The organism is Deltaproteobacteria bacterium (assembly GCA_003696105.1).
Taxonomy (GTDB): domain Bacteria; phylum Myxococcota_A; class Polyangia; order Haliangiales; family J016; genus J016.
In genome coordinates this window covers 1-14,188 of the sequence record RFGE01000239.1, presented here as the reverse complement: position 1 = coordinate 14,188, position 14,188 = coordinate 1, and the positions used below count along the sequence as shown (strand labels likewise).

General features: G+C 72.6%; 11 protein-coding genes. 3 read left to right on the top strand and 8 right to left on the bottom strand.

From position 1 onward, the window contains the following. Positions 1-95 precede the first annotated feature (95 nt). Together D6689_15585 and D6689_15580 are read right to left on the bottom strand one after the other, a co-directional pair. Positions 96-1,019, bottom strand: coding sequence for a branched-chain amino acid transaminase (locus tag D6689_15585; protein ID RMH39803.1), 924 nt, complete (start codon positions 1,017-1,019; stop codon positions 96-98). Positions 1,020-1,089: 70 nt separating this feature from the next. Next, positions 1,090-4,035, bottom strand: coding sequence for a bifunctional [glutamate--ammonia ligase]-adenylyl-L-tyrosine phosphorylase/[glutamate--ammonia-ligase] adenylyltransferase (locus tag D6689_15580; protein ID RMH39802.1), 2,946 nt, complete (start codon positions 4,033-4,035; stop codon positions 1,090-1,092). 95 nt (positions 4,036-4,130) lie between these two features. Here D6689_15580 and dnaJ point away from each other — a divergent pair, with 95 nt between their 5' ends. Next, positions 4,131-5,249, top strand: coding sequence for a molecular chaperone DnaJ (gene dnaJ, locus D6689_15575; protein RMH39801.1), 1,119 nt, complete (start codon positions 4,131-4,133; stop codon positions 5,247-5,249). A gap of 44 nt (positions 5,250-5,293) precedes the next feature. Here dnaJ and D6689_15570 read toward each other — a convergent pair whose 3' ends face one another. From D6689_15570 to xseB, 6 genes are all read right to left on the bottom strand, one after another. Continuing rightward, positions 5,294-7,897 (bottom strand): ATP-dependent DNA helicase, encoded by a 2,604-nt coding sequence (locus tag D6689_15570; GenBank protein RMH39800.1) that lies wholly within the window; start codon positions 7,895-7,897, stop codon positions 5,294-5,296. A 126-nt stretch (positions 7,898-8,023) separates the two neighbouring features. Continuing rightward, a complete protein-coding gene (locus tag D6689_15565) occupies positions 8,024-10,507 on the bottom strand; it encodes a hypothetical protein (protein RMH39799.1) in 2,484 nt (827 codons plus the stop codon). A gap of 53 nt (positions 10,508-10,560) precedes the next feature. Next, a complete protein-coding gene (locus D6689_15560) occupies positions 10,561-11,739 on the bottom strand; it encodes a hypothetical protein (protein ID RMH39798.1) in 1,179 nt (392 codons plus the stop codon). Then, positions 11,693-12,385: a hypothetical protein gene (locus D6689_15555; GenBank protein ID RMH39814.1), complete on the bottom strand. Its 693-nt coding sequence runs from the start codon at positions 12,383-12,385 to the stop codon at positions 11,693-11,695. Before D6689_15555 ends, D6689_15560 begins: the two co-directional genes overlap by 47 nt. Positions 12,386-12,474: 89 nt before the next feature. Beyond that, entirely contained in the window at positions 12,475-12,849 is a 375-nt protein-coding gene (locus D6689_15550) for a response regulator (protein ID RMH39797.1), read from the bottom strand. After that, positions 12,846-13,100, bottom strand: a complete 255-nt coding sequence (xseB, locus tag D6689_15545) for an exodeoxyribonuclease VII small subunit (protein ID RMH39796.1) — start codon at positions 13,098-13,100, stop codon at positions 12,846-12,848. The genes D6689_15550 and xseB overlap by 4 nt, the downstream gene beginning before the upstream one ends. Positions 13,101-13,228: 128 nt before the next feature. On the opposite strand from xseB, the gene D6689_15540 reads away from it, so the two are divergent. After that, entirely contained in the window at positions 13,229-13,699 is a 471-nt protein-coding gene (locus tag D6689_15540; protein ID RMH39795.1) for a transcriptional repressor, read from the top strand. 241 nt (positions 13,700-13,940) lie between these two features. After that, a partial coding sequence (locus tag D6689_15535) for a hypothetical protein (protein RMH39794.1) occupies positions 13,941-14,188 on the top strand: 248 nt, incomplete at its 3' end.

Sequence of the window (14,188 nt, the reverse complement as noted above, 5' to 3'; positions counted from 1 at the left end):
TGGCGAGGACGGCCGCGCTCCGGCCCGCGGACCGCTCCGCTCTCCCGCACAGCCTCTACGGTGTCGGCGCGGACGTCTCGGCAGCGACGGGAGGCCTATACGTAGGTGAGCCAGCGGTCGTGGTCGCTGTCGTCGCCTTTGACGATCGCAAAGAAGCGATCCTGCAAGCGGCGGGTCACCGGGCCGGGCTCGCCGTTGCCGATGCGGCGGTCGTCGATTTCGCGCACCGGCGTGACCTCTGCGGCGGTGCCGCACATGAACACCTCGTCGGCGGTCCACAGCTCGTCGCGCGTGAACGACTGCTCGCGCAGCTCGTAGCCGAGTTCCCGCAACAGTTGAATGCACGTGTCGCGCGTGATCCCGCCGAGGATCGACGCCGTCGTCGGCGGCGTGCGGACGACCCCGCGCTTGACCATGAACACGTTCTCGCCGGTTGCCTCGGCGACGAGTCCGTCGGCTCCGAGCATGATCGCTTCGTCGTAGCCGCTCTTGAGCGCGTCGCGCTTGGCGAGGATATTGGTGACGTACTGCCCGCACAGCTTGCCCTTGGCCAGGAACGAGTCGACGGTTGCCCGCCGGAAGCCCGATACCTTCGCTCGGATGCCGTGCTTGAGGCCCTCCTCGCCCAAGTAGGCACCCCACTCGAACGCCGCGACGACGGTGCGCGTCGGTACGTCGAGCGAGCCGAGGCCGAGCGCGCCGTAGCTCAGATAGACGATCGGCCGCAGGTAGGCCGACGACAGCCCGTTGACCCGCAGCACCTCGAGGCACGCCTGCTTGATGTCGTCACGGGTGTACGGCACGTCGATCGTCGCGATGTGGCACGACTCGAACAGCCGGTCGATGTGCTCGTCGAGCCGGAACACCGCGGTGCGGCCGTCGGCGCGGCGGTACGCGCGAATGCCCTCGAACGCGCCGAGCCCGTAGTGCAGCGTATGGGCCAGGACGTGCTCGGTGGCGTCGTCCCAGTTGACGAGTTTTCCGTCGACCCAGATTTTTTCGACTTTCTGCAGGCCCATGGCCGGCAACCTATCAGCGGCCCGCCGCGGCGTGCAACCCGACGGCGCGGGCCCCCGGCGGCGCACCGCGTCACAGCGCCGCCAGCACCGCGTCGAACGCGGCCCGCACGGCCTCCGCGCGCCGCCGATAGTCCGAAATCAGCACGTTTCCGTCGGCAAATCCCATGCGGCGGGCGAGCGCGTCCCGCTCGCGCGCGTCGCGCGGCAGGCGGTGTTCGGATCGATCGTGGACGATGCGCAGCCGGTGCTCGAGCGCCCGCAGGTAGCGGTAGGCGTCGATGAGTTCCTCGGCGAGGGGGGGCGCCAGTGCGCCAGTGGCGGCCGCCGAGCGCAGGGCGGGCACCGTGCCGGTCACTCGCAGCGCCGGGTGCGCGGCGCCGTGTGCGAGCTGGACGGCCTGAGCCGCGAACTCGACATCGATGAGGCCGCCGCGACCGGCTTTGATGTCGATGTCGTCGGGACCGCCGCCGAGTTCGCGCTCGATGCGCCCCCGCATGTCGCGAATTGCCGCGGCGATGTCCGCGGGCCGGTCGCGCGCGTCGATCCACACGGCGCGGTGAGCGGCGTCGCGGACGCGCGCACCGAGCACCGCGTCGCCCGCCACCGGGCGCAATTTGATGAGCGCCTGCCGTTCCCATAGCTGCGCGCTGTCTCGGTGGTAGCGCATCCAACCGTCGAGCGACGACACGAGCAGGCCCTTTTGCCCCTCCGGGCGCAGGCGCGTGTCGGCTTCGTACAGGCGCCCGCCGGGATGTAGGGCGTGGAGTGCGCCGACCAGCCGCTGCGCGAACCGCGTGGGCCACGTACCGTCGCCGCCGTCGTACACGAACACGATGTCGAGGTCGGACGCGTACCCCAGCTCCCGTCCGCCGAGCTTGCCGAGGCCGAGGACGGCGATCGGGCCGGGCGGCGCCCCGTACGCCCGCCGCATGTCTTCGTCGACCAGGCGGCACGCCGCCTCGAGGCACACATCGGCGATGGCGGTCAGCTCGGCGCACACGTCCAGCGGGTCGAGGTCGCCCGCGATGTCGGCGAGCCCGACCCGCAACACCTGCTCGTTTTTGAACTCCGCCAGCGCACTCCAGTGCGCTTCGCGGTCGTCCGGCGCCAGCGACGCGAGACGCCGGTGCACCTCCGCGCGCAGCTCGTCGCCGCTGCGGCGCGAGCGCGCGCGGCCCGTCTGGACGAGTGCATCGATCAGCTCGGGGTGGCGCACGAACTGGCGGCCGAGGTAGGCCGATGTTCCGAACAGCGACACGACCAGCCGCATCAGCGATCGGTTGTCGGCAAACAGCTGCCACAGGGCGGACCAGGCACCGCGCTTGCCGATCAGGTCCGCGACGAACGTGAGCGCCTGATCCGGGTCGGGGCACGCGCTGATCTCGGCGAGCAGGTCGGGCGCGATGCGCGCGGCGGCGCCGCGGGCGGTCGGTCCGAGCGGCGACGCGGGCTTTCGCTTGGCGTAGTCGAGCTGATGCGCCGCGGCTTCCGGGTCGCGGAAGCCGAGGTGGGCGAGCGCGTCGCGCACTGCATCCGGCGTCGCGTCCGGCGCGAGCAACACGGCGATCTCGCGCGGCGGCGGTTCGTCGTCTCCGAGCGTCGCGAACAGCCGCGCGACCGCCGCGGTGTGGCGCCGGAGGTCGGCGACGAACGTGGCGGCATCCGGATAGTCGAGGCGCCGAGCGAATCGAGCGAGTTCGTCCGGATCGGACGGCAGGCGCTGCGTCTGGCGCCCGCTGTCGAGCTGGAGTGCGTGTTCCACGTGACGCAACAGCCGGTATGCGTCGACCAGCGCGCGCTGTTCGGCATCGGTGATGAGCCCGGCAAACAGCAGCTGGTCGAGGGTCGCGAGGGTCGACCGCGTGCGCAGCTCGGGCCGACGGCCGGCGTGGATCAGCTGGAGCGCCTGCGCGAAGAATTCGATCTCGCGGATGCCGCCGATGCCATTTTTTACGTCGAAGCCGCGCTCGAACCCGCCGGAGTCGATCTCGGCTTTGATGCGGCGATTCAGGTCGGCGACTTCGTCGAGGATCGACGGCGAAATGTGGCGGGGATAGACGAACGGCTCGAGCATCGCGATCGCGCGCTCACCGAGGGCGCGGTTGCCGGCGCACGCGCGCGCCTTGAGCCACGCCTGGCGCTCCCACGGGCGGCCCCACGCTTCGTAGTACCGCTCGAGGGACAGCAGCGAGTTGGCGATCGGACCGCGCGAACCTTCGGGGCGCAGACGCAAGTCGACGCGAAACACGATGTCGTCTTCGGTCACGTCCGACAGCGCCGCCGTCACGCGCCGGCACCACCGGGTGGCGAACTCGTGCAGGGACAAGTCTCCGGCTTCGCCGTCGTCCGAGTCGTACACGTACAGCACGTCGACGTCGGAGCAGAAGTTGAGTTCCTCGCCGCCGAGCTTGCCCATGCCGATGACGGCCAGCGACAGCGGCTGGCGCGCACCGTCGGCGTCGCGCCAGCGCGGCTCGCCGTGGCGCGCGACCAGGGCGGCGCGCGCGTGCGCAATGGCCGCGTCGAAGCACACTTCTGCCAATCGGGATAGTTCGCGGCCGATCTCGGCGCCGCGGCCGCCCGCGAATTCGCGCACCCCGAGGCGGACGATCTCGTCGCCGCGCAGCCCGCGGAGGCGTGCGGCCAGGTCGGCGCCGTCGATCGCCGCCGGGGCGACAGCCGGCTCGGGCGGCACCCCTGGCGGCGGCGGCCCGCCGGCGAGCCATGCCGCGAGCTGACCGGCGAGTGCGTCGCGCGGCTTTTCGCGCGCGAGGTAGGGGTCGGCGGCGACGCGCGCCAGCCGCGTCGGGTCGCGTGCGAGAAGGGCGCACAGGTAGGGAGCGCGGTGGCACGCAACGGCGAGGATGGCGCGCTCGGCGTCCGACGGCGATGCGGGCACCGCGCCGGCGGCCACGAGCCGATCGAAGCGCACCGCGGCGGCGTCGGGATCGGGGCCGGCGGTCACCACCGCATCGCGTACCGAGGTCACGGGGCCACGATACCATCCGACGTCCACCTACACGCCGCCGAGCGGCGCGGCTCTTGACACGCCGCCTTGCGCGCCTTACGTAAGGGCCGGCGTGTCCGCCGGCCGCCGCCGGGATTCGTTCTATGCGCGATTACTACGAAGTCTTGGGCGTCAGCCGCGACGCCAGCCCCGCGGAGATCAAAAAGGCGTACCGGCGGCTGGCTATGGAGTACCACCCCGACCGCAACCCGGGCGACCGCGAGGCGGAGGAGAAGTTCAAGGAGGCGGCCAACGCGTATCGCGTCCTGTCCGACCCGGAACAGCGCGCTCGTTACGACCGCTTCGGACCGGATGCGTTCACCGGCGGATCGGGCGGGTTCGATGGGTTCGCCGGGGTCGAGGACATCTTCTCGGCGTTCGGCGACCTGTTCGGCGACTTCTTCGGGGGCCGCCGCGCCCGCCGGCGCGGGCCGCAGCGCGGCGCCGACCTCCGGGTAGACGTCCAGATCTCGTTCGCCGAAGCGGTCCACGGCGCCGACAAAGAGATCGAGGTCGAGCGGTCGGTACCGTGCTCGACGTGTCACGGCAGCGGTGCCAAGCCGGGGACCGAGCCCCAGCGGTGCGGCACGTGCGACGGCAAGGGCCAGGTGCTGCACTCGCAGGGGTTCTTCGTCATTCAGTCCACGTGCCCGCGGTGTCGCGGCCAGGGCAGCCTTCTTACCGATCCGTGTCCGACCTGCCGCGGCCGCGCGGTCGAGCGCGAGCGGGCCAAACTGGTCGTCAACATTCCGGCCGGCGTGGACGACGGCCAGACTCTCCGGCTCGCGGGCAAGGGCGAGGCATCGCCCGAGGGCGGCCCGCCCGGGCATCTGTACGTCGTGCTGCACGTCGAACCGGACGAGCGGTTCGTGCGCGACGGCGACGACGTGCTCACGGACGTCCATATCAGCGTTGCGAAGGCGGCGCTCGGCGGCACGGTCACGGTGCCGACGCTCGACGACGGCTGCCAGGGTACCGCGGAGGTAGAGATCGAGCCGGGTACACAGCCCGGCGACCACATCGTCAGGCGCGGGCAGGGCATCAAGCGCTTGCAGGGCCGCGGCCGCGGCGATCACATCGTCCGTTTCCTCGTGGACGTCCCGAAGAAGCTCACCAAGCGCCAGCGCGAACTGTTCGAGCAGCTCGCGGTGGAACTCGGCGACGACGTTACGGCCGAGGAGGATCACGGCTGGGGCATCTTCGGCCGGCGCAAGCGCAACTGATCGCCGTCGCCGCCTGGTAGTGGTTGTACAAGCAAAGGGCGCCGTCACGTGGCGTCGTCGCCGGCGGTGCGCCAAAACGCGCGCAGGTGGTGTGCGAGGCTGCCTGCCACGACCGGCACATCGACGCCGGCGGGCGTCGCGACCGCTGCGCTACAGCGCGAGCACACCACCGCCGTCGCCTCGCCCCCGGCGTCCGCGCCACCGTGCCCGCCGGTCGCGGGCGCTCCATCGGCGCCGCCGGGGCCACACCTCGTTTCGCCGTCGGCCGCACCGCCGGCGCCGCACGCGGAACACAGCACGACCGGCTCCCAATCGGCCGGCATGCATGCCACGTAGTCGGCTTGCGCAAACCGGCGGCCGACCAACACGACCACTCCGCGGTCGCGTTCGGAGCGGATGACTCGGCCGGCGGCTTGCACGACCCGCTGCATCCCCGGATACAGCATCGCGTAAGCGAAGCCGGCGCCGCGGCGGTCGTCGAAGTACGCCTGCATCACCGCGCGCTCGAAGCCGACGGCCGGCAGCCCGGGGCTCACGACGACGGCGCCGATGAGGTCGTCGCCGGGCAGGTCGACGCCCTCGGACAGCACGCCGCCCATGACGGCGAGCACCAACTTCGGCCCCGTGCGGGCGCGCAGCGCGGCCAAGATCCGCGCGCGCGCGGCGGCGGCCATGCCGGGGAGCTGGACGAGGATCCGACCGGCTGGGGTGCGCAGTAGCGGCCGTACGCGCGCGAGGTACGCGAAGCTCGGAAAGAACGCGGCGTAGTGGCCGTCGCGCGCAGCGCACACGTCGTCGATGATGCGCGCCACCCGACGGTAGGAGCCGGCGCGGTCGCGGTACGCGGTCGACACGGACGCATCGATGGCGACGAAGCGGTGTTCGCGGGGAAACGGCGACGGCGCGATGTGCAGCGCCGGGTTCAGAGGTGCGAAGCCGAGTACGTCGGCGTAGTAGTCGAGCGGCGCCAGCGTTGCGCTCATCGCGACCGTGCCCGCGCTGGCTTCGTGGTGGCGGCGCAGCGCACCGGCCGGGTTGACGCACAGTGCGCCGACCGCCATGCCGCCGTCCGCGTCCGAGCGGGCGGCGTACGGAACGATCTCGGCGGCCGGTTCCGACCAGGCGTCGCGCAGTCGCACGAGCGAGCGCAGGCCGTCGGCGATCGGGTCGCCGGCATGCATGCCACCGCGGGCGCGGGCGTACAGCGCGTAGGCAAGCAGCGCGCGACCGGCGCGGTCGCCGAGCGCATCCCACCGCGCGCGATCGGGATCGATCGGCGTGCGCCCGTCGAAAAACTCGAGTTCGTCGGACTCCGCAACGCGCAGCGCATCGGCGATCGCCGTGCGCGCGTCCGCGAGCACCGCCTGGGCGTCGCGCAACGCAGGCGTAGGGCTGCACGCGCCGCCGTCTACGGCGCGCACGGCGGCGATCGCCTCGGCCAACGCGGCATCGCGTACGACAGGTGATGCGTACTGCCGCGCGCGGTCGAACAGGTTGTGCGCTTCGTCGATGACGACGACGCGCGGTCGTTCGCCGTCACCCGGTGGCGGTCGATCGAAAACGTAGTTGTAATCGGCAACGATCAGATCGGCCCGACTGGCAACGCGCAGCGACAGTTCGAACGGGCACAGCGTGTCGCGATCGCCGCGCGCATAGATCGCGTCGGGCGAGGCGTGGGCCGCCGACGTGACGATGGCGTCGACAGCATCGCCGGCGCGCTGATCGAAGTCGCGCAGGTGCGCGCATGCGTCCGGATGGCACAGGCGGTGGCCGGGCGGGCACATGCGATCTTTGGCGCGCAGCGTCACGGCGCGAAGTCCCGGCAGGGTCGACGCGGCCGCGATGTCGGCAAAGGTCTGCTCGACCAGCGCCTGCTGGGTAGTCTTGGCGGTCGTGAACCACACGGCCGCACCGCGGTCGAGCGCGAACCGCAGAGCGGGCACCAGTGCCGCAACCGTCTTGCCGACGCCGGTCGGCGCCGCGGCGACGGCTGGACGCCCCTCGGCGAGCGCGGCAGCGAACGCATCCATCAGTTCGCGCTGGTGCCGGCGAGGCGCGCCGTAGGGAAACCGCACCTGGCCGGCCCAACGTGCCCGCTGGCGGGAACGGCCGCGCTCGTCGCGCGCGGCGGCGATCGCGGCGCGGAGGCAGGCGAGCAACTCCGCCTCCGCCCGTTCCGGACGAAACGGGACATCGACCGTGCGGCGCGCACCGTCGACCACCGACAGCAGCACGAGGCGCGCTCCGGCGTCGCCGCCCGCAGCGCGCGCCACCGCGAGCGCGTACCAGCGCGCCTGCGCCGCGAACGCGGGCGCCGACGAGGCGGTCACGCGATCCATCGCGTCGCGCATCCACGCGACCGTCTTGACCTCCTCGACGAACGGGACAGTGCCGGACCGGTCGATGCCGTCGACGCGGCCGCGTACCGTCGCGCGAAAGCCGTCGACGTCGAGATCGATCGACACGGGCACCTCCGCCTCGTACGCGGGACCGGCGCGCTCGGCCGCGTAGGCGCGGTGCAGCCGGCTGCCGAGCTGCGCGCGCAGGGCCGACAGCCCGCCGGCGCCCGTCGATTCGCGCCCGAACGCGACGAGGTCGCGGACCGATGCGGTCACGCGACGGCGATCGAAGTCGACGGAGATGGCCACGGAAGACGCCGCGACCGTACCATCGCCGCGTCTCTCACGCTCGGGCGGTCGGTCGCGCGTCGGCGGCGGCGCCTACAGGCCGCCGCGTCTCGCGCGCTCGGGCGGTCGGTCGCGCGGCGGCGGCGCTTACAGGCCGCGCCGGGCGAACTGTTTCTGCTTGTGCGGCGGCACCAGGCGCAGCGGCACCTCTTGGTCCATGACCGGGATGGCGTCCTTGTACAGGTAGGAGTACGCAAAGAAGGAACCGAGTACGCGCTTGGTGTAGTTGCGCGCCTGGTCGCCCGGGATCTCCTCTTCGAACTCGTCGCGCGACCAGTCGGGCGAGTGGCGCTGGTAGATCCACCGCCACGTCGCCCCCTCGCCGGCGTTGTACGATGGTACGACCAGGCCGGGCCGCCCCTCGAACGTACGGTACAAAAACGCGAGGAACCGCGAGCCGATCGCGACGTTCTTGACCGGATCCTGCAGATTTTCGCGCGTCACCGCGATGCCGGTGCCCTTGGCGAAACGCCGCGCGGTCGGAAAGATCATCTGCGTGAGCCCGATGGCATTGGCCCACGACTCGCGCAGCGGGTCGAACGCGCTCTCCTCGCGCATGATCGCCATCTGAAGCGCCCACGGGTAGCCGTGCTCGGCCGCGGCCTGTTCGATCAAGTGGCTCCACGCAAGGGGGTACGCAATGAGCCAGCGCGCCCGCCACCGCCCGGTCGGCCAGTGGCGCTTGTAGTCGAGGACGTGCCACCGGGTGGGCCAATGCGACAGGTCGTACCGGCCCGCCTTGTCGTACAGCCACGCGACGGCCCAGATGCGATCGATCGCGTCGGGATCCGTGACGGGCTCGCGGCCGGCCGGGACGTCCAGTCCGGCGCGGGCGAACTCGAGGCTGGCCTCGATGCCGAGGCCGAGCTTGAGCAACTCGACGCCGCGCAGAAACGCGGGCGAGCCGTACACCTCGCGCGGTCGGAACGCAAACGCGGGGGCTCGGCCGGCGTCGTCGCCGGCGGGCCGGCGAATGGCCTCGACCGTGCGCGCGAACGCATCGGGATGTTGCTCGCGCAACCGGTTGAGCGCCAGCAGCGAGTAGTACGTGAGCGGGTACAGGCGGACGCACTCTTCGTACGCTGCGATCGACTCGTCGGTGCGGCCGAGGTGGCCGAGCGCCCGGCCGAGCCAGTACTGCGCCTGGCCCTCGGCGTACCAGCGCGTCTCGATCGGAGCGAGTTCGATCTGGCGGCGCAGCCACCGGACCGCGCCGTCGTAGTCCTTCTGTTTGTAGGCGAGCCACGCGCGCCGCCACACCGCCTCGACCTTCATGTCGCCGTCGGGAAAGTCAGCGGGGATCGACTCGAGGGTGGCGGCGAGTTTGGCCGTGTCGCCGATCTCGGCGTACTGCTCGGCTTCGCGAAGCCGAGCATCATCGGCATAGCTGTGGTCGAACCCCTGCACGCGCCGAAAGCGGTCGATCGCGTCGTCGGCGCGGTCGAGCCGGTCGTAGGAGCGCCCCGCCATGTACGCCGACTTGACTTGCAGGTCGACGTTGCCGGCGCGGCGGCAGCGCTCGAATGCGTCGTCGAACAGCGGCGCCGACTTCGTCCGGTTGCGCTCGCGCCACCACGCGTAGCCGAGGTGGTACGCGGCTCTGCACGCCTGCGCCGGCGTCGCGTCGGCGGCGGCGACGACGCGCTCGAACTCGGCAGCCGCGTCGCGGTTGCGCATCGCGTCGAACAGCGCCATGCCGCGCTCGAGGCGTTCGGAGGTCGTCCATTCGGTCCAGCGCGCCCGCTCGGCGGCCGGCAGGGCCGCCGTTAGCGCGGCGACGCGGTCGCTCGCCTGTGCCGCCCACGACGACAGCGGCGCGAACACGGGAATGCGCCGGTAGGTGCGCACCGCGTCGGGGACGCCGCGGCCGAGGGCCTCGTAGGCTTGCGCCAGCCGAAACGTGGCCTCGTCCAGCCGCGGTCCGCGCTTTCGCCCGCGCAGATACGCCTCGTAGTGGCGCGCCATGTCGGCGTGGGCGCCGCGCACGCGCAGGATGTCGCCGATGAGCAGGTCGGTCTCGGCGCGGTGGCGGCTGTCGGCGGCGACCGCGCGCGCGTGGCGTTCGGCATCGTCGATCCGGCCGGCGCGGAAGAAACCGAGCGCCGCGTGGTAGTGCGCGAAGTCGGCGAGCACCGGCAACGCGGCCGCGGCGCGCGCGAAGCCGGCCGCGGCCGCGGCGTGATCGCCGAGCTGTTCGTCGCACACGGCGATCACGAGGTCGAGTCGTGCGCGGTCGGCGGCGGGCGCGTCGTCCGCCAAGGCGTCGCGCGCGGCGACGAATCCGCGGCGCGCGCCGGCCCAGTCGCGCAGGGCGAGCCGCCGCACGCCATCGGCCGCGGGGCCGGCGGCAAAGTAAGGCCGGGCCATGTCTTCGGTGAGGCGCGGCAGCCCGGCGGTGCCGGACGTCGCGGACGCGACGGGCGCGGCCTGCGCCTCGGTCGATTCGCGGGCGCGGAGCGCCGGGTCGGCAGGCGTCCCCGGTTCTCGCGGCGGCGGCGCGGCAGCGCCGTTGGCGGAGCACGCGGCGGCAAACGCGGAGGCGATCAGCAGGCGAAGACTCGTCACGGACACCCCATCGCGATCGGGTGTAGCAACGCGCCGCAGGCGCGGCAACTTCCGCGCGATCAGCGCGCCGGAGCATCCGCCAGGTCGACGACGGCGATCGCCGGCGCCGCCACGTCCCGAGCCCACGCGGCGACCGCGACCGCGCGGCCGTCGGCCGATACAGCCACGTCGCGCACGATGTGGTCGAAACCGGCCACGCGACCGATCGGCGCGCCGCTGCGCGCGTCCCACAGGCGCACCGTGCGATCCCAGGACGCCGACGCGATGCGGCCGCCGTCGGGAGTCCACGCGACGGCGGTCACCGGCGCGGTGTGCCCGCGCAGCGCGGTCGCGCGCCACGGCGGCGGTCGGTCGATGCGCACGATCGCGACGGCCGCGCCGGGATCGCGCGGCCAATCCCCGCGGGCTTCGCGCGCGGCGAGCTGCGGCGTGCGCGCCGGCGGCGCGGAGCTGGTGGCCACGGCGAGCCACCGGCCGTCCGGCGACAGCGCGACGGCGTTCGCGGAACCGAGACGGCCGACGCGGCCGGCGAGTGCGAGCGACGGAACGCGCCACACGATTGCCGCGCCGTCGTGCCCGGCCGAGGCGAGGTGACCGGCGCGGTCGAACGCGAGGCCGCCGACGGTGCGCGCGTGGGCGACGACGCACTGGAGCAGCGCGCCGTCGACCGCGCGCCGCAGGCACAGCACGCCGGCGTCGTCGCCGGTCGCGATGTAGCGACCGTCGGCCGACGCGGCGACGGCGGTCGCCGGCGCGCCGAGGTGCCAGCGCACGCGCTCGCGGCCCGCGGCCAGGTCCACCGCGCGCACGGTGCCGTCGCGCACGGCGATCCAGGCCGTGCCGTCGCGCACCGCGAGGTCGACGGCGTCCCACGTCGCGTCACCGATCGGGTAGCGGCGGTCACCGCCGCGCGCGCCGTGGACCACCAGTTCGAATGCGTCGTCGAGTTCGACCGCGACGACGCGCGCGCCGTCGAATGCGACCGCGTAGGCGAGCGCACCCGTCGACAGCGCGCGCACGGCGCCGAACGTGCCGCGGCCGGTCGCCGCCGGCGCGCGCGGCGGTCCGCCGCATGCCGCGGCGGCGGCGACGGCGACGACCGCGACGCGCGCGTTCCGGCGCGCGCGGCCGGGCGCCCGTCGCGGAGGCGGTTCGCGACGGCGGCCCGGCCAACGCCGACCGGGCCGTGTGCTACACGCGGGCACCGATCCAGCGCGCCAGCTCCGCCAGCGGCGCACCGCGCGGGCCGAATCGCTCGGCGAGCGCCGCCGCCTCGGCGACGAGTTCCGCGGCGCGGGCGGTGCGCGCTTTCGCGGTGCCCGGGAAGTCGCCGTCGGCCGCGTCGTCGGCGAACTGGAACGCGACGCCGAACGCCATGCCCCACCGCGCCAGCGCGTCGCGCGCGTCCGCACCGGCGCGCGCGGCGATCGCGCCGAGTTCGGCGGCCGCGGCGAACAGCGCGCCGGTTTTGCGCCGGTGGATCGATTCGATCGCGTCGAAGCTCGGCTCGGCAGACGCCGCCAGGTCGTCGACCTGGCCGGCGATCAGCTCGTCGGCGCCGGCGCGGCGCGCCAGCACGCGGACGGCGTCGGCCGCGCGATCGCCCAGCTCGGCGAGCTGGCCGAACGCGGCGGTGAGCAGGGCATCTCCTGCAAGGATCGCGAGGGCTTCGTCGAACGCGCGGTGGACGGTCGGGCGGCCGCGGCGCTCGTCGTCGTCGTCGAGGGCGGGCAGGTCGTCGTGCACCAGCGTGTACGCGTGCAGCAGTTCCACCGCGGCGGCCGGCGCCATCGCGTCGGACCGAGAGCCGCCGGCGGCCTCGCACGCTGCGATTACGATCGCCGGACGCAGTCGCTTGCCGGCGCCGAGAGTCGCGTAGCGCATTGCGTCGCCGAGGCGGCCGGGCGCGGACGCCAGTCGCCGGGCAAGGTCGGCGTCGATGTCGCCGCGGAGCTGCTCGATCCACGCGGGGATCACGCGGCGCGCTCCTCGGCGATGCGGCGCACGCGGTCGACCAGGGCCGACAGCTCGACCGGCTTCGGGAAGTAGTCGACAGCGCCGCAGGCGAGGCCGCGCTGGCGGTCGGCGTCGCTCGTGCGCCCCGACACGAACACGACCGGGATGTCGCGAAACTCCGGGTTGCGCTTAAGCGCGCGGCACAGCTCGAATCCGTCGATCCACGACATCATCACGTCGAGCACGATGACGTCGGGGCGGTCGACCTGCAGCGCGCTCACGAGGCGCAACCCGTTGGCGGCGCAACGAACTCGGAAGCCGGAGGACTCGAACGCATCGGCGAGCGCCTCGCGAAACTCGATGTCGTCGTCCACGATCGCGACCGTCGTCACGCCCCGCCGTCCCCATCGTCGGCGAGCCGTTCCACCGCCTCGCCGTCCGCTCCCTTGACCAGCACTTCGACTCGCCGCTCGACCGCGTCGAGCAGCGCGTGGCCGCGTCGCGCAAGGCCGACGCCCTCCTCGTAGGCGCGCAGCGACTCCTCGAGCGACAGGCTGCCCGCCTCGAGGCGGGCGACGACGGCGCGGAGGCGCTCGACGATCTCGTCGAAGCCCAACTCGCCGGTATCCGTCTGCGCGGCCACGGCGGAGTATTGTGCGAGCGCGCGGCGGCCCGGTCAAGGACCGGCTCCGACCGGCCGCGCTGGCGGTGTAACTCCGCGCGATTCTTGTTTGGTTTGACTGGCCGCCGCATTGCGGAATAAATGAACTCGTGGCTGCGGAGCAGGAACGGCAGTTTCACGCGGGCGACGCCGACGAGTTCAAGCGGCGGTGGCGGGAGTACCTCCAGCAAAACCGCCTCAACACGACTCAGCAGCGCGAGCTGATCGTCGACCAGTTCTTGCGTTGTCGCGACCACGTATCGATCGAGGAGCTGTTGGCGAAGGTACGCGAGCACAGCGCGAAGGTCGGCTACGCGACGGTCTACCGCACTTTGAAACTGCTGGTGGACGCGGGGTTGGCGATGGAGCGGCAGTTCGGCGGCGACGGCCAGGCTCGCTACGAGGTCGCGGGCGAGCATCACGACCATCTGATTTGTACGCGGTGCGGCCGCATCGTCGAGTTCGAGGACGCGGAGATCGAGGAGTTGCAAGAGCGCATCGCCGAGCGGTTCGGCTTCGAGTTGTCGCGGCACCGGCACGAGCTGTACGGCGTGTGCGCCGACTGCCGGCGCGCGTCGTAGGCGGACGGCGATCCGCTCGACCACTTCGTGGTCGGGCGGCTCCGCGATGGGGACTGCCATGGGGAGCCCGCACCCGGGTTTGCCATGGGGAGCCCGCACCCGGGTTGATTTTTTTAGGGAGCCCGCACCCGGGTTGATTTTTCGGGGAGCCCGCACTCGGGTAGATTTTCGGGGAGCCTGGTGCCCCCACCCAGGTTGTTTTCTCACGCAACCGCGACCAGCCCGAACCGATACCCGGTACGTGAGCGTGCCGCGACAGGTCCTGCCGGGCTCGACGTACCTGGTCACCCGCCGCTGTACTCAGCGCCAGTTCTGGCTCAAGCCCACCGCGCTCACCAACCAGATCGTCGCCTACTGCGTCGCGTACGCCGCGACGCTCACCGGCGTCGAGCTGCACGCGCTGTGCGTGCTGTCGAACCACTGGCACGCCGTGTTGACCGATCCGGAAGGTCGGCTGCCCGAGTTCATGCACTGGGCCCACAAGCACAT